Below are 18,681 nucleotides of genomic sequence, written 5' to 3'. Positions count from 1 at the left end.
TGGCCGCTAGTCTCCGGGGCAGAGTCGGCGTTCAACGTCACATGCGTTGGTCGCTGCTCCACTGGTGTGGGGCGATCAGGTTCCTCACCGGTCCGTATCCGACAGTTCGACATCCGAGGTGACGTAGGCGTGGCTCTTCCGCCCCTTACCCCTGAACAGCGCGCAGCCGCGCTCGAAAAGGCCGCCGCGGCTCGCCGGGAGCGGGCCGAGGTCAAGAATCGACTCAAGCACTCCGGCGCCTCCCTCCACGAGGTCATCAAGCAGGGCCAGGAGAACGACGTCATCGGCAAGATGAAGGTCTCCGCTCTGCTCGAGTCCCTCCCCGGCGTGGGCAAGGTCCGCGCCAAGCAGATCATGGAGCGACTCGGGATCTCCGAGAGCCGCCGTGTCCGCGGGCTCGGTTCCAACCAGATCGCCTCCCTGGAGCGCGAGTTCGGCAGCACCGGCGCCTGAGACGGGACTGCCGTCCCAGGCACCCCCGTAAAGCTGGAATAATCGCTGCATGGCAGCAGAGGTACGTCCGCGGCTGACCGTGCTCTCCGGCCCCTCCGGGGTGGGTAAGAGCACGGTCGTCGCTCATATGCGCAAGGTCCACCCCGAGGTCTGGCTCTCGGTGTCGGCCACGACACGAAAGCCCCGCCCCGGCGAGAAGCACGGCGTCCAGTACTTCTTCGTCACGGACGACGAATTCGACAAGCTGGTCGCCAACGGGGAACTCCTCGAATGGGCCGAGTTCGCGGGCAACCGCTACGGCACGCCGCGCCAGGCGGTGCTGGAGCGCCTGGAGGCCGGCGAGCCGGTGCTCCTGGAGATCGACCTCCAGGGCGCCCGGCAGGTCAAGGAGTCCATGACGGACTCGCAGCTGGTCTTCCTCGCCCCGCCGAGCTGGGACGAGCTGGTCCGCCGGCTCACCGGCCGCGGCACCGAGTCGCCCGAGGTCATCGAGCGCCGGCTGGAGGCCGCGAAGATCGAACTGGCCGCCGAGCCGGAGTTCGACACCACCCTGGTCAACACCTCCGTCGAGGACGTGGCGCGCGAGCTGCTAGCCTTGATGAACGTTGTTTGATCTTTTTCTGATCACCTGGATCTGATCATCCCGATCAGCTCACAGAAGTTTCTTCGGAAGGCTAGAGCGTGTCCTCTTCCATCACCGCGCCCGAGGGCATCATCAACCCGCCGATCGACGAGCTGCTCGAGGCCACCGACTCGAAGTACAGCCTCGTGATCTACGCGGCCAAGCGCGCTCGTCAGATCAACGCGTACTACTCGCAGCTCGGCGAGGGCCTGCTCGAGTACGTCGGTCCGCTCGTCGACACCCACGTCCACGAGAAGCCGCTCTCGATCGCCCTGCGCGAGATCAACGCGGGTCTGCTGACCTCCGAGGCCATCGAGGGCCCGGCGCAGTAAGCACGTACGAACGTCGCGTTCGTCACCCCAGGCCCGGCGGACCATCCGCCGGGCCTGTGGTGTCTCATGGAGTCGTACGCATGGAGTCGTACGCATCCGAGGTACGCAGTCCGAGTGCGGGGAGTGGCAGTGGTGACGAAGCCGAAGGTCGTTCTGGGCGTCAGCGGCGGCATCGCCGCGTACAAGGCCTGTGAGCTGCTCCGGCGGCTGACCGAGTCGGGTCACGACGTCCGTGTCGTGCCGACCGACTCCGCCCTGAACTTCGTCGGCGCGGCCACCTGGTCCGCCCTCTCCGGCAACCCCGTCTCCACCGAGGTGTGGGAGTCCGTCCACGAGGTCCCGCACGTACGGATCGGGCAGGCCGCCGACCTCGTCGTCGTGGCCCCCGCCACCGCCGACATGCTCGCCAAGGCCGCCCACGGCCTCGCCGACGACCTCCTGACGAACACGCTGCTCACCGCCCGCTGTCCGGTCGTCTTCGCCCCCGCGATGCACACCGAGATGTGGGAGCACCCCGCCACCCAGGAGAACGTGGCCACGCTCCGCCGGCGCGGCGCCGTCGTCATCGAGCCCGCGGTCGGCCGTCTCACCGGCGTCGACACCGGAAAGGGCCGGCTGCCGGACCCCGGCGAGATCTTCGAGGTCTGCCGGCGGATCCTCGCGCGCGGCACGGCCGCCCCCGACCTCGCCGGCCGTCACGTCGTGGTCAGCGCGGGCGGCACCCGCGAGCCCCTGGACCCGGTCCGCTACCTGGGCAACCGTTCCTCCGGCAAGCAGGGCTACGCCCTGGCCAGGGCCGCCGCCGCCCGGGGCGCCCGGGTCACGCTCGTCGAGGCCAACACCGGCATCCCCGACCCGGCCGGGGTCGACGTCGTCCACGTCGGCACCGCGGTCCAGCTGCGCGAGGCCGTCCTCAAGGCCACGGCCGACGCCGACGCCGTGGTCATGGCCGCCGCCGTCGCCGACTTCCGCCCGGCCGTCTACGCCCCCGGCAAGATCAAGAAGCGGGACGACGTCGAGGCGCCGGTCGTCGAGCTCGTCCGCAACCCCGACATCCTCGCCGAGATCTCCGCCGACCGTGCCCTGCCGGACCAGGTGATCGTCGGCTTCGCGGCCGAGACGGACGACGTCCTGGCCAACGGGCGCGAGAAGCTCCGCCGCAAGGGCTGCGACCTGCTCGTGGTCAACGAGGTGGGGGAGCGCAAGACCTTCGGCTCCGAGGAGAACGAGGCCGTGATCCTCGCCTCCGACGGATCCGACACGCCCGTGCCGTACGGGCCGAAGGAGGCGCTCGCCGAGAAGGTCTGGGACCTGGTCGCGCCCCGCCTGCGGTCCCTTCCCTGAGAGAATTCGGGGAAATCTCACTCGCGGCGGCCGGATTTCACCGTCCCGGCCGAGCGAATTCCCCGGGAAACCGGTCCAAGCGGGCGATCCGAGCCGGTGAGGGAGGCGCGGGCCGGACCGGAACCGGCGAGCGCGACGCTCCCATCTTCCGAGACACCTGGCCCAATGCCTGATGACGCCCGATAGACTGTTCTTGGTACGACGCGGGGCGCAGCCCCCTGCCGTCCGACATTGTTCAGCCAGCAGCCGCTGCAACCCCAGGGAGCATTGTGTCCCGTCGTCTGTTCACTTCGGAGTCCGTGACCGAAGGTCACCCCGACAAGATCGCTGACCAGATCAGCGACACCATCCTCGACGCGCTCCTCCGCGAGGACCCCACGTCCCGCGTCGCCGTCGAGACGCTGATCACCACCGGCCTCGTGCACGTCGCCGGTGAGGTCACCACGAAGGCGTGGGCCGACATCCCCACCCTCGTTCGGAACAAGATCCTCGAGATCGGGTACGACTCCTCGAAGAAGGGCTTCGACGGCGCGTCCTGCGGCGTCTCGGTCTCCATCGGGTCGCAGTCCCCGGACATCGCGCAGGGCGTCGACACGGCGTACGAGAAGCGCGTCGAGGGTGACGAGGACGAGCTGGACAAGCAGGGCGCCGGCGACCAGGGCCTGATGTTCGGCTACGCGTCGGACGAGACCCCGGAGCTGATGCCGCTCCCGATCTACCTCGCGCACCGGCTCTCCCGCCGCCTGACCGAGGTCCGCAAGAACGGGACGATCCCGTACCTGCGCCCCGACGGCAAGACCCAGGTCACCATCGAGTACGACGGCGACAAGGCCGTCCGCCTCGACACGGTCGTGGTCTCCTCGCAGCACGCCTCGGACATCGACCTCGAGTCGCTGCTCGCGCCCGACATCCGTGAGTTCGTCGTCGAGCACGTCCTGAAGCAGCTCGTCGAGGACGGCATCAAGCTGGACGTCGACGGCTACCGCCTCCTGGTCAACCCGACCGGCCGCTTCGAGATCGGCGGCCCGATGGGCGACGCCGGCCTCACCGGCCGTAAGATCATCATCGACACGTACGGCGGCATGGCCCGCCACGGCGGCGGTGCCTTCTCCGGCAAGGACCCGTCCAAGGTCGACCGCTCGGCCGCCTACGCCATGCGCTGGGTCGCCAAGAACGTCGTGGCCGCGGGCCTCGCCTCGCGCTGCGAGGTCCAGGTCGCGTACGCGATCGGCAAGGCGGAGCCCGTCGGTCTCTTCGTCGAGACCTTCGGCACGAACACGATCGACACCGAGAAGATCGAGAACGCCATCGGTGAGGTCTTCGACCTCCGCCCGGCCGCGATCATCCGCGACCTCGACCTGCTCCGCCCGATCTACGCCCAGACCGCGGCGTACGGCCACTTCGGCCGCGAGCTCCCCGACTTCACCTGGGAGCGCACGGACCGCGTGGACGCCCTGAAGAAGGCCGCGGGCCTGTAACCCGCGCCCGCCACGGACGACGGAAGAAGCCCGGCTCCCCCTTGGGGGAGCCGGGCTTCCTCGCGTCCGGCCCGCCCCGGCTGTCGGTGCGGTCTGGTAGGTATGGGGCTGTGAGCAGCGAGAACGAGACGCCCGAGGGTGCGGCCGGTGAGTCGCACGAGCAGCTCGCGCTCATTCGGGAGTCCGTGCGGAAGGCGAAGGTGCCGCGGGCCAAGCCGCGGACGTGGCGGGGGGCCGCGCTGGCCAAGGAGCTGCCCGTCGCGCGGGTGGTGGTGAACAAGGGGGTGCTCCATCTCGACCAGTTCTTCGACTACGCCGTACCCGAGGAGCTGGACGCCGTCGCGCAGCCCGGGGTGCGGGTGCGGGTGCGGTTCGGGGCCGGGGCGCATCAGGTCAGGGACGGTCGGCGCGAGGGCGGGCGGCTGATCGACGGGTTCCTCGTCGAGCGGCGCGCCGAGTCGGACTACAAGGGCGCGCTGGCCGCGCTCGCCGACGTCGTGTCGCCCGAGCCGGTGCTGAGCGCCGAGCTCCTGGGGCTCGCGCGGGCCGTCGCCGACCGGTACGCGGGGAGCCTGGCCGACGTGCTCCAGCTCGCGATTCCGCCCCGCAGCGCGCGAGCCGAGGGAAAGGCGTCCCCCGAGCCGCTGCCCCCGCCCGCCGCGCCCGAGGCGGGCAGCTGGGGGCGGTACGAGCGCGGTCCGGCGTTCCTGGACGCCCTGGCCCGCGGGGGCGCCCCGCGCGCCGTGTGGAACGCGCTGCCGGGGCCGTACTGGGCCGAGGAGCTGGCCCGGGCCGTGGGCGCCACGCTCGCCTCCGGGCGCGGCGCGCTGGTCGTCGTGCCCGACGGACGGGCCGCCGCGCGCGTGGACGCGGCGCTCGCGGCCCTCCTGGGGCCCGGGCGGCACGCGCTGCTCACGGCGGAGACCGGGCCGGAGAAGCGGTACGCCCAGTGGCTGGCCGTACGGCGAGGGGCCGTGCGGGCGGTCGTCGGTACGCGCGCCGCGATGTTCGCGCCCGTCCGCGACCTCGGGCTCGTCGCCATCTGGGACGACGGCGACGGCAGCCACAGCGAGCCGCACGCCCCCCAGCCCCACGCGCGCGACGTCCTGCTGCTGCGCGCCGCCCACGACAAGTGCGCCTTTCTGCTCGGCTCGACCAGCTGCACCGTCGAGGCCGCACAGCTCGTGGAGTCCGGCTGGGCCGCGCCCGTCGTCGCCGGCCGCGACCAGGTGCGCGTCGCCGCCCCGCTCGTCCGCACCGTAGGCGACGAGCTGCTCGCCCGCGACGAGGCGGCGCGCGCCGCGCGGCTGCCGTCGTTGGCCTGGGAGACCGTACGGGAGGGACTGAAGACCGGCCCCGTGCTGGTCCAGGTCCCGCGGCGGGGCTACGTACCGAGGCTGGCGTGCGAGCGCTGCCGGACGCCCGCCCGCTGCCGGCACTGCGCCGGGCCCCTGGAGGCCCCCGAACAGCAGGAACTGCGGTGCGGCTGGTGCGGGCGTGGCGCGCCCGACTGGCACTGCGTGGAGTGCGGAGCGACGCGGCTGCGGGCCCAGATCGTGGGCGCGCGGCGGACGGCGGAGGAGCTGGGCCGGGCGTTCCCGGCGGTACCGGTACGGACGTCGGGCCGGGACCACGTCCTGGACACCGTGCCCGGACGGCCCGCGCTCGTGGTGTCCACCCCGGGCGCGGAGCCGGTCGCCGAGGGCGGCTACGCGGCGGCGCTGCTCCTCGACGGCTGGGCGATGCTCGGCCGCCCCGACCTGCGGGCGGGCGAGGAGGCGCTGCGCCGCTGGATCGACGCCGCCTCGCTGGTACGGGGGCAGGGCGAGGGCGGCACGGTGGTGGTGGTCGCGGAGCCCACACTGCGGCCGGTGCAGGCGCTGGTGCGGTGGGACCCCGTGGGCCATGCCCAGCGCGAGCTGGCCGAGCGGGCGGAGCTGGGCTTTCCGCCGGTGTCCCGGATGGCGGCGGTCTCCGGCCCGCCCGAGGCGGTCATGGCGTTCCTGTCGGCGGCCGGACTGCCCGGCGACGCGGAGGTGTTGGGACCGGTGCCGCTGCCCGTCGTGCGGCCCGGGGGCCCTCGGCGGCCGGGGGACACCCCGCCGGGCGAGCAGTGGGAGCGCGCACTCGTCCGCGTCCCCCCGGGCAACGGAGCGGCGCTCGCGGCGGCGTTGAAGAAGGCCCAGGCGGCGCGGCTGGCGCGGGGCGGCGGGGAGGCCGTGCGGGTGCGGGTGGATCCACCGGACATCGGCTGACGGGTCGTGGGGCCGGACGGCGGGCGCCGCCCGGCCCCACGAGTCCGGCCCGTCGGTGCGGCGCCCGTCGGTCCGGCCCATCGGTCGAGCCGGCAGGTCAGCCGTGTGGGGCGTGTGCGGTCACAACGGGCCCAGCACCTCCCCGGGTTCGGCCGCGAGCTCCAGGGTTTCGAGCACGGTGAGCAGTTGCCGTTCCTCGTAGCGGAAGTGGTTCTCCATGATCGCCGCGATGCCTTCGAGGTGGTGGTCGAGCTCCTCGGGCGGCGCCGCCCTGTCGACCGCGGCCTGGAGGCCGCCGATCAGGTGGGCGATCATCGAGTGATCCTGCTGGAGCGAGCGCAGCACCGGCCGGAGTTCCGGATGGACAGCTGCGATGGCCGGGAACAGCGTGCGGTCCTCGCCCTGATGGTGGCCGTCGAGTGCCGTACAGAACCCATGGCAGTACAGCAGGAGTTCACGGGTGGCCGCTTCACCGGGGGTGCCGTCGGCAAGGGAGGCGCGGGTCAGGGCCAGCGCTTCCCTCAGTTGGCCGTGTACCCGGCGAAGTTCTTGGCTCCAGGCGACGAGCCTGGTCGTCTCGCGCTCAGTCACGCGAGAACGAAGGGTGCGACGAGCGCATCGTCGATCTCCTTCGGTTCGGCGCCTCCATGCCTGACACGGTCTGCCACCGGCACGCGACGCTGCCCACACACTACAACGCCTGCGCATGACCTGACGCCCCGTCGTCCCCGGCGCCCAAGTCGCCCTCGCCCTCGTCGGCGTCGGTGACGGAGGTCGTCGATCAGGCCAGTCTCCATACGAGCGTGTAGCGCCAGAAGAGTCGTCGCCGCAGTCGTGCGCCGGGGAGGACAGCCCTGGTCTCACGCACGATCTCGCCGAAGGTCATGTCCGCCGGGCGGGTGGGAGCCGTCATCGAGACGGGCCGGCGCGAGGGGCGGCCCTTGTTCTTGAGCCAGCCCATGGCCGCGTTGGCCGGAACGGCCAGCGCGCCGAGCAGATGGTCGACCGGGGTCCGGGCGCGCGACAGGCCGACGACCACCAGGGTCCCTCCCGGTGCCAGATGGCGGCGGAAGCAGGTGAGCGCCTGGGCGTACGGCAGGTGATGGATCGTCGCGACGCACGTGATGACGTCGTAGGGGCCGGCGGGGAACCCGGACGTCGCGTCCGTGACGGTGAACGTCACGGGCAGGTCCGTGGGGGTCAGCTCCCGGGCCCGGGCGGTGATCACCGGATCGGAATCGACGCCCTGCACGACGGCGGCCCGCTCGGCCAGGAGCCGTGCCAGGTCACCGCTGCCGGAACCGACGTCCAGGGCGCGCTCGAAGCGTGTCGGAAGCTGCCGGAGGATCCAGCGGTGGTGATGGGCGTTGTGATCCCACGGGTAGGCGGCGTTGAACCGGTCAAGAGCTCGCAGGACACCGGTGGGAAGGATCTTCATCCGCCCAGTTCACCAGGGCCGGGCGGTCGGCACACCCTGTTGCGGGACAGAGGCCGGCCGATCGGCGCGACCCCGCCGCCCCGGCACGGTGGGCCGAGGCGGCGACGGGGCGGACGGCGGCGGGTGTCAGCCGTTGCGGGGGCCCGGGAAGGCCGGGGGGCGAGGGTCCTCGCGGAGGGGCGACGGCGGCGCCGTCGCCGGCTGCGGCGGCATCGTGCGGGCCGGCGGCACCGCCGGGAGCGGCCGCGTCGCCACCGGCTCCGGGGCGCGCTCCTGCTCCACCACGACACCCGGCTGCGGCGCGCGCCGCGCACCGTACCGGCGGTGGACCGCCTGCTTCGTGACTCCGAGCGCCGAGCCCACCGCGTCCCACGAGAACCCGAGCGAGCGGTCGAAGTCGACCGCCGCTGTCACCAGCGTCTCGACGCTGTCCCGCAGCTCCTGCGCGAGCCGTACGGTCGGCGCGGGCGCCCGGCCGTAGACGACGAAGCCGGTCGACGGACCGGAGCGGCGCGGACGGTAGACGTTGCCCAACTGGGCCGTGAGCGTGCGCAGTGCGTCGACCTGGCGCCGGACCCGCTCGATGTCCCGCACCAACAGGTGCAGACTCGCCCGGGCTTGGGCGTCGTGGGTTGCGTGGTCGGCCATGTGAAAGCCTCTCGAACCGGCGTGGAAAAGGGTCGGGCCACGACGAGGGGGCGGGCCCGTTTCGGTCAATCTCTCTTGACCAACGCGCTACCCGGGGTTGGGTCACGCATCGGGGGCGTACACGCATATGCGCGGGGCGCTCGTCGTGACGTACGCCCCCTCGCGCCACGGCCTCTAGACTGGTGCGCTGCCCTCCCCAGGCTCTCGGCCGCGCTCGAGCAGGGAGGTACCCCACCGCCCCGAGATGCGAGGTTTTCCGAGTGAAGCTGGTCTTCGCAGGCACCCCCGAGGTCGCCGTGCCCGCCCTGGATGCCCTGCTCGCCTCCGGCCGGCACGAGGTGGCCGCCGTCGTGACCCGCCCCGACGCCCCCGCCGGCCGCGGCCGGCGCCTGGTGGCGAGCCCGGTCGCCCAGCGGGCGGAGGAGGCCGGGATCGAGATCCTCAGGCCGGCACGGCCCAGGGACGAGGCGTTCCTCGCGCGGCTGCGGGAGATCGCGCCGGACTGCTGCCCGGTCGTCGCGTACGGCGCGCTGCTTCCCAAGGTCGCGCTGGACATCCCGGCCCACGGCTGGGTCAATCTGCACTTCTCGCTGCTGCCCGCGTGGCGCGGTGCGGCGCCCGTGCAGCACGCCGTCATGGCGGGCGACGAGGTGACGGGCGCGTCGACCTTCCAGATCGAGGAGGGGCTCGACTCCGGTCCGGTCTACGGCGTGATCACCGAGGACGTCCGCCCCACCGACACCAGCGGTGACCTCCTCACCCGGCTCGCGTTCGCGGGCGGGGGCCTTCTCTCCGCGACGATGGACGGCATCGAGGACGGCACCCTGAAGGCCGTTCCGCAGCCGGCCGACGGCATCACCCTCGCGCCCAAGATCCAGGTCGAGGACGCGCATGTGGACTGGAAGACCCCGGCGCTGCGCGTGGACCGCGTCGTGCGCGGCTGCACGCCCGCCCCGGGCGCGTGGACCGTCTTCCGCGGCGAGCGCCTCAAGCTGATCCAGGCGGCGCTGGTGCCCGACCGTGGCGAGCTCGCGCCCGGCGAGCTCGCGGCGGGCAAGAACAACGTGTACGTGGGCACGGGCTCGCACGCCGTCGAGCTGCTCTGGGTCCAGCCGCAGGGCAAGAAGCCGATGAGGGCCGCCGACTGGGCCCGCGGCGTCCGCATCGCCCCGGGCGAGCGCGTCGGCGTCTAGCCCGGCGTGGGGACGTGGTTCGTGTCGTGCCTGATCGCCGTCGGGGACGTGGAGGTCGTCGCGGGGTATTTTCCGCGGGCGGCGGCCTCCGACGTAGGCTGAGAGGGTTCGACCTCGTCATTTCTCACGCGGAGCACCTTTGAGCGAGCAGGCACGTCGCCGTCCCCCCAAGCCGTACCGCCGTCCCAAGAAGGATCCCGTGCGGATCCTGGCCTTCGAGGCGCTCAGGGCGGTCGACGAGCGGGACGCCTACGCGAATCTCGTGCTGCCGCCGCTGCTGAAGAAGGCCCGGGAGAAGGGCGACTTCGACGGCCGCGACGCCGCGCTCGCGACCGAGCTGGTCTACGGCACGCTGCGGCGCCAGGGGACGTACGACGCCATCGTCTCCGCCTGCATCGACCGGCCGCTCCGCGAGGTCGACCCGCCGGTCCTCGACGTGCTGTCGCTCGGTGCCCACCAGCTCCTCGGGACGCGCATCCCGACCCACGCCGCCGTCTCCGCCAGCGTGGAGCTCGCGCGCGTGGTGCTCGGCGACGGGCGGGCCAAGTTCGTGAACGCCGTTCTGCGGAAGATCTCGCAGCAGGACCTCGACACCTGGGTGGAGCAGGTCGCACCGCCCTACGAGGACGACGCCGAGGACCATCTCGCGGTCGTCCACTCGCACCCCCGCTGGGTCGTCTCCGCGCTCTGGGACGCCCTCGGCGGCGGCAGGGCCGGCATCGAGGACCTGCTGGAGGCCGACAACGAGCGCCCCGAGGTCACGCTCGTCGCCCGCCCGGGCCGCGCCACCACCGACGAGCTCACCGGCGAGGACACGCTGCCCGGCCGCTGGTCGCCGTACGCGGTCCGGCTGGCCGAGGGCGGCGAGCCCGGAGCCATCGAGGCCGTGAAGGAGGGGCGCGCGGGCGTCCAGGACGAGGGCAGCCAGCTCGTCGCCATCGCGCTCGCCAACGCGCCCCTGGAGGGCCGCGACGAGCGCTGGCTCGACGGCTGCGCGGGCCCCGGTGGCAAGGCGGCCCTCCTGGGCGCCCTCGCCGCCGAACGCGGCGCCGCCCTGCTCGCCTCGGAGAAGCAGCCGCACCGTGCCCGTCTCGTCGAGCGCGCGCTCGCCGGCAACCCCGGCCCGTACCAGGTCATCGCCGCCGACGGCACCCGCCCGCCGTGGCGCCCCGGCTCCTTCGACCGCGTCCTGATGGACGTCCCGTGTTCGGGTCTCGGCGCCCTGCGCCGCCGCCCCGAGGCCCGCTGGCGCCGCCGCCCGGAGGACCTGGACGGCTTCGCCCCGCTCCAGCGCGGTCTGCTGCGCGAGGCGCTGTCGGCGGTTCGCGTCGGGGGAGTCGTCGGGTACGCCACCTGCTCCCCGCACCTGGCCGAGACCCGTGTGGTCGTCGAGGACGTCCTCAAGGGCCGCGGCGGTCCGGCGGTCGAGGCGGAGTGGATCGACGTACGTCCCCTGATGCCCGGCGTGCCCGCGCTCGGCGAGGGACCGGACGTCCAGCTGTGGCCGCACCTCCACGGCACGGACGCGATGTACCTCGCGCTCCTGCGGCGGACGGCCTGACGGAGGCGGATCCGCCCCCGTCCGGCATGTGGACAGGGGGCGAATCCGGAATCAGGTCCGAATCCGGGTCGAATCCGCACCGAACCCGTGTGGATGCCGGTTCGAAACCGCTCAGCGGCAAAGAAGTGCCCAAGAACATGGCAGGCTTGGCTCATGGCGCAGATCAACCCCAGCATCCTGTCCGCAGACTTCGCCCGCCTCGCCGATGAGGCACGGGCCGTCGACGGTGCCGACTGGCTGCATGTCGATGTCATGGACAACCACTTCGTGCCCAACCTGACGCTCGGCGTGCCGATCGTCGAGTCGCTCGCGCGAGCCACGGACACCCCGCTGGACTGCCACCTCATGATCGAGGACCCCGACCGCTGGGCCCCGCAGTACGTCGAGGCCGGCGCCGGGTCCGTCACCTTCCATGTCGAGGCGGCCGCCGCCCCCGTGCGGCTGGCGCGCGAGATCCGCGCCAAGGGGGCGCGGGCCTCGATGGCGCTGAAGCCCGCCACGCCCATCGAGCCGTACGAGGACCTGCTCCCCGAGCTGGACATGCTCCTGATCATGACCGTCGAGCCGGGCTTCGGCGGGCAGGCGTTCCTCGACATCATGCTGCCCAAGATCCGTCGCACCCGTGAGCTCATCTCCAAGCACGGACTGGAGCTGTGGCTGCAGGTCGACGGAGGGGTGGCCGAATCCACCATCGAGCGGTGCGCCGAGGCCGGCGCCGACGTCTTCGTCGCCGGGTCGGCGGTCTACGGCGCCCAGGACCCGGCCGAGGCCGTCCGCTCCCTCCGCGCGAAGGCCGACTCCGCGACCGCCACGGCGGCGTGGGCGTGTGGCCACTGAGCCTCCGGCAGATGAACGCGGTCCGTCGGAGCACCGACAGGACCGATCGGGACCCGCCGGATCTGACAGGATGAACGGCGAGTCCAGAGTGTGAACGACAGCAGGACGACAGCAGCACGACGCGGCACGTGGGCAGCGGTACGTGAACAGAGCTAAGGAGATCGCGGTGGCGGGAATCTCGGCGGGACGGTCAGCCCTGCGGATGGGACCCGCGGAGCTGGTGCAGGCGGCGGCCATGGCGCGCCGTTTCTACCTCGAGGGCAAGTCCAAGATCCAGATCGCCGAGGAGTTCGGCGTGAGCCGCTTCAAGGTGGCCAGGGTCCTGGAGACCGCGCTCGAACGCGACCTCGTACGGATCGAGATCCGCGTCCCGGCCGAGCTGGACGCCGAGCGCTCGGACGCGCTCCGCGCCCGGTACGGGCTCCGCCACGCCGTCGTCGTCGAGTCCCCGGCGGAGGGCGAGGACGAGTCGCCCGACCCGGAGAACCTCGGCGAGGTCGCGGCCGACCTGCTCGGCGAGCTGGTCAACGAGGGTGACGTCCTGGGCCTGGCCTGGGGCCGCTCGACCATCCACATGGCCGCCGCCCTCGACAGACTGCCCCCGTGCACCGTCGTCCAGCTCACCGGCGTGTACGACGCCGGGACCGCCGAGCGCGGCTCGGTCGAGGCGGTACGGCGTGCGGCCCAGGTCTCCGGCGGCGAGGCGCACCCCATCTACGCGCCGATGCTGCTGCCCGATCCCGCCACGGCGGCCGCGCTGCGCAACCAGACGGGCATCGCGCGGGCCTTCGAGTACTTCGACAAGGTCACCGTCGCCTGTGTGTCCATCGGCTCCTGGGAGCCGGGCATCTCGACGGTGCACGACATGCTCACGGACGAGGAGCGCGCCCACTACGCCTCCCTGGGCGTCGCCGCCGAGATGTCCGCGCACCTCTTCGACACCGAAGGGCGCCGGGTGGGCCGTGACCTGGGCGAGCGCTGCATCACGGTCGAGGCGGACCGGCTGCGCCGGATCCCCGAGGTCGTGGCGATCGCGGGCGGCCAGCGCAAGGCGGCGGCGATCGGGGCGGTGCTCCGTTCCGGGCTGGTCACCAGCCTCGTCACCGACCGCGCCGCGGCCGACTACCTCCTCACCGAATCCGCCCCCGGCTCGCGCCCCGCGCTGGAGCGGAAGGACCCGGACGGCGTCTGACGCCCCGGGCCCCAGGGGCGGCCGCGGGCCGTGACGGCCCGAGGTCCGGACAGTTCCGGCACCCGCGGCCGTCGCCGTCCGCGCGGGACCCGTACCGGCGGTCCTGACGCCGGTATCGTCGGCGCATGTTGCCCCGGATCCTCCGCGCGCTGCTCGCACTCGTGCTGTGCCTCGCGGCACTCGTCGGCTGTTCCACCGCCGCCGGCGACGGCGCCCCTGCCCCCACCGGATCCTCCGGGCTCGTGACCGTCCAGGCCGACGACCTGCCGGCCGAGGCGCGGGCGGCCCTGGAGCTCATCGAGCGGGGCGGGCCCTTCCCGTACGAGAAGGACGGCGCGACCTTCTCCGACTTCGAGCGGATCCTGCCGCTCCACGAGCGCGGCTACTACCGCGAGTACACCGTCCGCACCCCCGGCGAACGCGACCGCGGCGCACGGCGCCTCGTCACCGGGCGGGGCGGCGAGGTCTACTACACGGACGACCACTACGAGACCTTCCGTGAGGTGGTGACCGATGAGGCTCGATGACGCGCTCGTCCTCGACCTGAACGGGATCGTGGACAAGGCCGGTTTCATGGACCGCTGCTCCACCGCCCTCGGCCTTCCCGCCTGGTTCGGCCGGAACTGGGACGCCCTCGCCGACTCCCTGACGGACCTCCCCGAGCCGGTGGCCCTCGTCGTCACCGGCTGGAAGCCGTACGCGGAGGCCCGGCCGAGCGACTGGGAGACCGCCCAGGACGTCTTCGCCACGGCCGTCGACACCAGCCCCACCGGCCTCACCGTCCTCCTCGCTCTTGGAGGAAACGACAAGACCGATGTCGCAAGCCTCGGATGAAACGCCCGGTCCTGGTATTCGTACAGGCGTGGGACAATGAACTACGTGCTTTTTCCCCTGGCTGAAATGCCTAGGGGCCGATCCGAACGACTGGGATGTCAGCACGTGCGTTTCCTCAATGACGTCAAGCCGCCCTACGACCTGACGTACGACGATGTCTTCATGGTGCCGAGCCGCTCGGCCGTGGGTTCCCGCCAGGCGGTGGACCTCGCCTCGCCGGACGGTACCGGCACGACGATCCCGCTGGTCGTCGCCAACATGACCGCGATCGCCGGCCGCCGCATGGCCGAGACCGTCGCCCGCCGCGGTGGCCTCGTCGTCATCCCCCAGGACATTCCGATCGAGGTCGTCACCGACGTCATCTCGTGGGTGAAGAGCCGCCACCACGTCCTGGACACCCCCATCGTCCTGGCGCCCCACCAGACCGTCGCCGACGCGCTCTCGCTGCTGCCCAAGCGGTCGCACGACGCCGCCGTCGTCGTCGACGAGGACCGCCGTCCGGTCGGTGTCGTCACCGACGCGGACCTGTCCGGCGTCGACCGCTTCACCCAGCTCTCCGAGGTCATGTCGAAGGACCTGCTGCTCCTCGACGCCGACATCGAGCCGCGCGACGCGTTCAACACGCTCGACCACGCCAACCGGCGCTACGCCCCGGCCGTGGACAAGGACGGCCGGCTGGCCGGCATCCTGACCCGCAAGGGCGCGCTCCGCGCGACCCTGTACACCCCGGCCGTCGACGCGAACGGCAAGCTGCGCATCGCGGCAGCCGTCGGCATCAACGGCGACTTCGTGGGCAAGGCCAAGCAGCTGCTCGACGCGGGCGTCGACACGCTCGTCATCGACACGGCCCACGGCCACCAGGAGTCGATGGTCGCCGCGATCAAGGCCGTGCGCGCCCTCGACCCGCAGGTCCCGATCGTCGCCGGCAACATCGTCGCCGCCGAGGGCGTGCGCGACCTCATCGAGGCCGGCGCGGACATCATCAAGGTCGGCGTGGGCCCCGGCGCCATGTGCACCACGCGCATGATGACCGGTGTCGGCCGGCCGCAGTTCTCCGCCGTCCTGGAGTGCGCCGCCGAGGCGAAGAAGTACGGCAAGCACGTCTGGGCCGACGGTGGCGTCCGGCACCCGCGCGATGTCGCCATGGCGCTCGCCGCCGGTGCGTCCAACGTCATGATCGGCTCGTGGTTCGCCGGGACGTACGAGTCCCCGGGCGACCTCCAGCACACCGCCGACGGGCGTCCGTACAAGGAGTCCTTCGGCATGGCCTCGGCGCGTGCCGTGCAGAACCGCACGAGCGAGGAGTCGGCCTACGACCGTGCCCGCAAGGGCCTCTTCGAGGAGGGCATCTCGACCTCCCGGATGTTCCTCGACCCGTCCCGCCCGGGCGTCGAGGACCTGATCGACTCGATCATCGCGGGCGTCCGCTCGTCCTGCACCTACGCGGGCGCGGCCTCGCTGGCCGAGTTCGAGGAGAAGGCCGTCGTCGGCATCCAGAGCGCCGCCGGTTACGCCGAGGGCAAGCCGCTGCACGCCAGCTGGAACTAGTCCGTCGTACGAAGGCCCCCCGCGAGGCGACTCGCGGGGGCCTTCGTCGTACCCGTGGGCGGTTCTCAGCCCGCTTCCGTCCACTCGCCCGCGCGGGGTCATGCCGTCGCGCTCGGACTCGGTACGTGGGGGCGCAGGGCGTCCGCGACCGCCGCCGCCATGCGGGCGTGCCCGCGGTCGTTGGGGTGCAGGCCGTCGGCGAGGTCCTCGGGGTCGAGCAGGGGGCGGCCCGAGAGCACGAACAGCCGGCTGTCGCCCTCCGCCGCCAGGTCGCGCCCCGCGTGCTCCATGGCAGTGCGCAGGTCCTCCAGGGTGGCTCCCAGGGCGTTGGGGGCGGTCTCTGCCTCCGGGCGCAGTACGGGGGAGAGGATCAGCAGCGGGGCGTCCGGGTGGCCCCGGCGCACCAGGCCCACGTAGGCCCGTACCGTCTCGTAGAGCCAGCCGGCCGAACTGGGCGCCTTGGACCAGCAGTTGGTGCCGAAGGCCAGCGTGACGAGTTCGCCGGGGAGGCTCGCGAGCTGCTCGGCGAGAGGGAGTTCGCCGCGCGCCCCGCCCGCGAAGCCGAGGTTGACCGTGTCCAGGCCGAGCGTCCGCCCGGCCGTCGCCGGCCAGGAGTGGGCGGGGCGTGTCGACCACCAGCCCTCGGTGATCGAGTCGCCGTGCACGAGCCAGCGTGGCCGCCGCGGGGCGGGGGACAGGGAGCCGTCGCAGGCCCGGAGCCCGAGCACCACCGGCGCCTGGCTCTCCGGCAGATGGATCGCGAACGTCCCCCCGTCGGGCGGGAGTTCGAGCGTGATGGTGGCCTCTTCGGCGGGGGCCGTGAAGCTCTCGCCCACGCACCGGCCGTCGCGCCACAGCGCGAAGCAGTGCCGCAGGGCCCGCAGGGCGTCCCCCGTGGCCGGAACGGAGGCGCGATAGCGCAGCTCCACCGCCCGGGTGCCGGGCTCGGCCGCGAACTCGACCCGTACGCCGATGGGCAGCGCGGCCCGCTCGGCCGTGTCCCAGGGGAGCCGGGCGAGGTCCGCGGGGTCGGCGCGGACCGCACGGCCGCCGTCCAGCCAGGCCGTGCCGCGCAAGTAGGGAGTGGGATCCAGCCAACCCACCGAAGCCTCCGATCGAGGTGACGCAGCGGGCTCGCAGAGTCGGTCATCGAGCACAAGGAGTCAATGCGCACGCGGTGTGTGCTTCACACCCCGCTTATCGCCCCAATGTGCCGATTCATGCGAGGGGGCGCAATGTTTCCTCGCCTGGGCTCCAAGCGCGCAATGATCATCTGCGGGTGCGCAACAACCCTGCATTACGAGCGCGAAGGGCGGGGGCTTAGGCTCATGCCTCGTACCAGGAGTGGCGGCGACCGCCTGCTCGGCGGTTCCCCCATCCCTCGCGGGCATGTCCGGCATGCCCGCGCACCGCCGTGGTCGTCGCATTTCGTCAGGCAGCGATCAAGGAGCCTCCGCAGTGCTGGATCAAGGCACAGCCTCACCGGCCACCGAGCCGACCGTCCCCAAGACCTCCGGGCTCTCCGCCCTGACCCGGCGCAAGCCGGTAGAACGCCTGGTCGCCGAGGGTGGCCAGGGTGAGGGCGGCTCGCTCCGCCGCACGCTCTCGATGTGGCAGCTGACCATGATCAGCATCGGTGCCACGCTCGGCACCGGCATCTTCGTCGTCCTCGGCGACGCCGTGCCGAAGGCCGGCCCCGCGGTCACGATCGCCTTCGTCATCGCCGGTCTCACGGCCCTCTTCTCCGCCCTCTCGTACGCCGAGCTGGCGGGCTCCATACCGGTCGCCGGTTCCTCCTACTCGTATGCGTACGCAACGATGGGTGAACTCGTGGCGTGGGTCTGCGGCTGGTGCCTGGTCCTGGAGTACGGCGTCTCCGTCGCCGCCGTGGCGGTCGGCTGGGGCGAGTACCTCAACGAGCTGCTCGACGGCACGATCGGTGTCACCATCCCCGACGTGCTCTCCTCCGCCCCCGGTGAGGGCGGCATCATCAACCTGCCGGGTCTGATCGTCGTCCTGCTGGCGATGCTCTTCCTGCTCGGCGGCGCCCGCGAGTCGGCCCTCGTGAACACCATCATGGTCTTCGTGAAGATCGCCGCGCTCGTGCTCTTCTGCGCCATCGGCTTCATGGGCTTCAAGTCCGGCAACTACGCCGACTTCATGCCGCTCGGCATGGCCGGCGTCAGCGCCGCCGGTGCGAGCCTCTTCTTCTCGTACATCGGCTTCGACGCCGCCTCCACCGCCGGTGAGGAGGCGAAGGACCCGAAGCGCGACCTGCCGCGCGCGATCATGCTCTCGCTGCTCATCGTCACCGTCCTCTACGTCCTCGTCGCCGCCGTCGCCGTCGGCGCGTGGAACTGGAAGGACTTCGAGGGCTCCGAGGCCTCGCTCGCCGCGATCATGCACGACGTCAGCGGCCAGGCCTTCTGGGGCACCCTGCTCGCCGCCGGTGCGGTCATCTCCATCGCCAGCGTCGTCCTGACCGTCCTCTACGGCCAGACCCGTGTGCTCTTCGCGATGTCCCGCGACGGCCTCGTGCCCAAGGTCTTCGGCAAGGTCAGCGGCAAGACCGGCACCCCGCGCGTGAACACCGTCATCGTCTCGCTGTTCTGCGGCGCCCTCGCCTCCGTCATCCCGCTGGGCAAGCTCGTCGACGCGACCAGCATCGGCACCCTGTTCGCCTTCGCCCTGGTCAACATCGCGGTGATCGTGCTGCGCCGCACCCGCCCGACGATGGACCGCACCTTCCGCGTCCCGCTGGGCTGGACCTTCCCGATCCTCGGTTTCGGCTTCTGCGTGTACAACATGTTCAGCCTGGACTCGGTCACCTGGGTGGTCTTCGGTTGCTGGATGGCCGCGGGCCTCGTGTTCTACTTCCTGTACGGCATGCGCCGCTCCCGTCTGGCCACCGACGCCGGGGCCACCGAAGCAGAGAAGTGATCCACC

Annotated in this window: 18 protein-coding genes; 14 read left to right on the top strand and 4 right to left on the bottom strand. The window is 72.2% G+C overall.

The features are described 5' to 3' along the window. Positions 1 to 129 precede the first annotated feature (129 nt). The 6 genes from ACFVGW_RS21860 to ACFVGW_RS21835 all read left to right on the top strand — a co-directional run bounded on the left by ACFVGW_RS21860 (position 130) and on the right by ACFVGW_RS21835 (position 6,484). Positions 130 to 453, top strand: coding sequence for an integration host factor (locus ACFVGW_RS21860; protein WP_026246651.1), 324 nt, complete (start codon positions 130 to 132; stop codon positions 451 to 453). Between the two features lie 49 nt (positions 454 to 502). Continuing rightward, positions 503 to 1,066: a guanylate kinase gene (gmk, locus tag ACFVGW_RS21855; RefSeq protein ID WP_352186567.1), complete on the top strand. Its 564-nt coding sequence runs from the start codon at positions 503 to 505 to the stop codon at positions 1,064 to 1,066. A 68-nt stretch (positions 1,067 to 1,134) separates the two neighbouring features. Further along, positions 1,135 to 1,407, top strand: a complete 273-nt coding sequence (rpoZ, locus tag ACFVGW_RS21850) for a DNA-directed RNA polymerase subunit omega (protein WP_005319902.1) — start codon at positions 1,135 to 1,137, stop codon at positions 1,405 to 1,407. 132 nt (positions 1,408 to 1,539) lie between these two features. Further along, a complete protein-coding gene (gene coaBC, locus ACFVGW_RS21845) occupies positions 1,540 to 2,751 on the top strand; it encodes a bifunctional phosphopantothenoylcysteine decarboxylase/phosphopantothenate--cysteine ligase CoaBC (protein WP_385853178.1) in 1,212 nt (403 codons plus the stop codon). A gap of 269 nt (positions 2,752 to 3,020) precedes the next feature. Beyond that, the gene (metK, locus tag ACFVGW_RS21840) at positions 3,021 to 4,229 is read left to right on the top strand and encodes a methionine adenosyltransferase (protein WP_352186569.1); all 1,209 of its coding nucleotides are present in this window, start codon (positions 3,021 to 3,023) and stop codon (positions 4,227 to 4,229) included. A 110-nt stretch (positions 4,230 to 4,339) separates the two neighbouring features. After that, positions 4,340 to 6,484, top strand: coding sequence for a primosomal protein N' (locus tag ACFVGW_RS21835; protein WP_383291277.1), 2,145 nt, complete (start codon positions 4,340 to 4,342; stop codon positions 6,482 to 6,484). Positions 6,485 to 6,604: 120 nt separating this feature from the next. Here the strand turns inward: ACFVGW_RS21835 and ACFVGW_RS21830 are convergent, their stop codons facing one another. The 3 genes from ACFVGW_RS21830 to ACFVGW_RS21820 form a co-directional block, all read right to left on the bottom strand. Continuing rightward, positions 6,605 to 7,075: a hemerythrin domain-containing protein gene (locus ACFVGW_RS21830; protein ID WP_385853177.1), complete on the bottom strand. Its 471-nt coding sequence runs from the start codon at positions 7,073 to 7,075 to the stop codon at positions 6,605 to 6,607. A 190-nt stretch (positions 7,076 to 7,265) separates the two neighbouring features. Further along, positions 7,266 to 7,922: a class I SAM-dependent methyltransferase gene (locus ACFVGW_RS21825; protein ID WP_385853176.1), complete on the bottom strand. Its 657-nt coding sequence runs from the start codon at positions 7,920 to 7,922 to the stop codon at positions 7,266 to 7,268. Positions 7,923 to 8,048: 126 nt separating this feature from the next. Next, positions 8,049 to 8,570 carry a hypothetical protein gene (locus ACFVGW_RS21820; protein ID WP_383225776.1) on the bottom strand — a complete coding sequence of 174 codons (522 nt, stop codon included), beginning with the start codon at positions 8,568 to 8,570 and terminating at the stop codon, positions 8,049 to 8,051. 260 nt (positions 8,571 to 8,830) lie between these two features. On the opposite strand from ACFVGW_RS21820, the gene fmt reads away from it, so the two are divergent. The 7 genes from fmt (at position 8,831) to ACFVGW_RS21785 (ending at position 15,735) form a co-directional block, all read left to right on the top strand. Then, complete coding sequence (gene fmt / locus ACFVGW_RS21815; RefSeq protein ID WP_383225778.1) at positions 8,831 to 9,763, top strand: methionyl-tRNA formyltransferase; 933 nt, start codon at positions 8,831 to 8,833, stop codon at positions 9,761 to 9,763. A gap of 139 nt (positions 9,764 to 9,902) precedes the next feature. After that, positions 9,903 to 11,324 (top strand): RsmB/NOP family class I SAM-dependent RNA methyltransferase, encoded by a 1,422-nt coding sequence (locus tag ACFVGW_RS21810; protein ID WP_385853175.1) that lies wholly within the window; start codon positions 9,903 to 9,905, stop codon positions 11,322 to 11,324. A 153-nt stretch (positions 11,325 to 11,477) separates the two neighbouring features. Then, on the top strand, positions 11,478 to 12,161 hold the full coding sequence (rpe, locus tag ACFVGW_RS21805; RefSeq protein WP_352186577.1) for a ribulose-phosphate 3-epimerase: 684 nt from the start codon (positions 11,478 to 11,480) through the stop codon (positions 12,159 to 12,161). Between the two features lie 175 nt (positions 12,162 to 12,336). Further along, positions 12,337 to 13,353 (top strand): sugar-binding domain-containing protein, encoded by a 1,017-nt coding sequence (locus ACFVGW_RS21800; RefSeq protein ID WP_352186625.1) that lies wholly within the window; start codon positions 12,337 to 12,339, stop codon positions 13,351 to 13,353. A 125-nt stretch (positions 13,354 to 13,478) separates the two neighbouring features. Then, positions 13,479 to 13,880: a ribonuclease domain-containing protein gene (locus tag ACFVGW_RS21795; RefSeq protein ID WP_385853174.1), complete on the top strand. Its 402-nt coding sequence runs from the start codon at positions 13,479 to 13,481 to the stop codon at positions 13,878 to 13,880. Further along, positions 13,867 to 14,187, top strand: coding sequence for a barstar family protein (locus tag ACFVGW_RS21790; RefSeq protein WP_352186579.1), 321 nt, complete (start codon positions 13,867 to 13,869; stop codon positions 14,185 to 14,187). Before ACFVGW_RS21795 ends, ACFVGW_RS21790 begins: the two co-directional genes overlap by 14 nt. 105 nt (positions 14,188 to 14,292) lie before the next feature. Continuing rightward, complete coding sequence (locus ACFVGW_RS21785; RefSeq protein ID WP_352186580.1) at positions 14,293 to 15,735, top strand: GuaB1 family IMP dehydrogenase-related protein; 1,443 nt, start codon at positions 14,293 to 14,295, stop codon at positions 15,733 to 15,735. A gap of 98 nt (positions 15,736 to 15,833) precedes the next feature. Here ACFVGW_RS21785 and ACFVGW_RS21780 read toward each other — a convergent pair whose 3' ends face one another. After that, positions 15,834 to 16,838 carry a GDSL-type esterase/lipase family protein gene (locus ACFVGW_RS21780; RefSeq protein WP_385853173.1) on the bottom strand — a complete coding sequence of 335 codons (1,005 nt, stop codon included), beginning with the start codon at positions 16,836 to 16,838 and terminating at the stop codon, positions 15,834 to 15,836. A gap of 355 nt (positions 16,839 to 17,193) precedes the next feature. Here ACFVGW_RS21780 and ACFVGW_RS21775 point away from each other — a divergent pair, with 355 nt between their 5' ends. Next, positions 17,194 to 18,675, top strand: coding sequence for an amino acid permease (locus ACFVGW_RS21775; RefSeq protein WP_383225789.1), 1,482 nt, complete (start codon positions 17,194 to 17,196; stop codon positions 18,673 to 18,675). The last annotated feature ends 6 nt before the right edge of the window (positions 18,676 to 18,681 follow it).

The organism is Streptomyces sp. NPDC127129 (genome assembly GCF_042671585.1).
In the GTDB taxonomy this organism is placed as follows: domain Bacteria; phylum Actinomycetota; class Actinomycetes; order Streptomycetales; family Streptomycetaceae; genus Streptomyces.
Note: the sequence above shows the minus strand (reverse complement) of the source record. Positions and strands in the feature narration are given on the sequence as shown.

What these genes read in the sequence shown, in the direction of transcription:
- gmk (WP_352186567.1), top strand. Translation starts at nt 503, where the DNA reads ATGGCAGCAGAGGTACGTCCGCGGCTGACCGTGCTCTCCGGCCCCTCC.
- ACFVGW_RS21825 (WP_385853176.1), bottom strand. Translation starts at nt 7,922, where the DNA reads ATGAAGATCCTTCCCACCGGTGTCCTGCGAGCTCTTGACCGGTTCAAC.
- ACFVGW_RS21820 (WP_383225776.1), bottom strand. Translation starts at nt 8,570, where the DNA reads ATGGCCGACCACGCAACCCACGACGCCCAAGCCCGGGCGAGTCTGCAC.
- rpe (WP_352186577.1), top strand. Translation starts at nt 11,478, where the DNA reads ATGGCGCAGATCAACCCCAGCATCCTGTCCGCAGACTTCGCCCGCCTC.
- ACFVGW_RS21795 (WP_385853174.1), top strand. Translation starts at nt 13,479, where the DNA reads ATGTTGCCCCGGATCCTCCGCGCGCTGCTCGCACTCGTGCTGTGCCTC.
- ACFVGW_RS21790 (WP_352186579.1), top strand. Translation starts at nt 13,867, where the DNA reads ATGAGGCTCGATGACGCGCTCGTCCTCGACCTGAACGGGATCGTGGAC.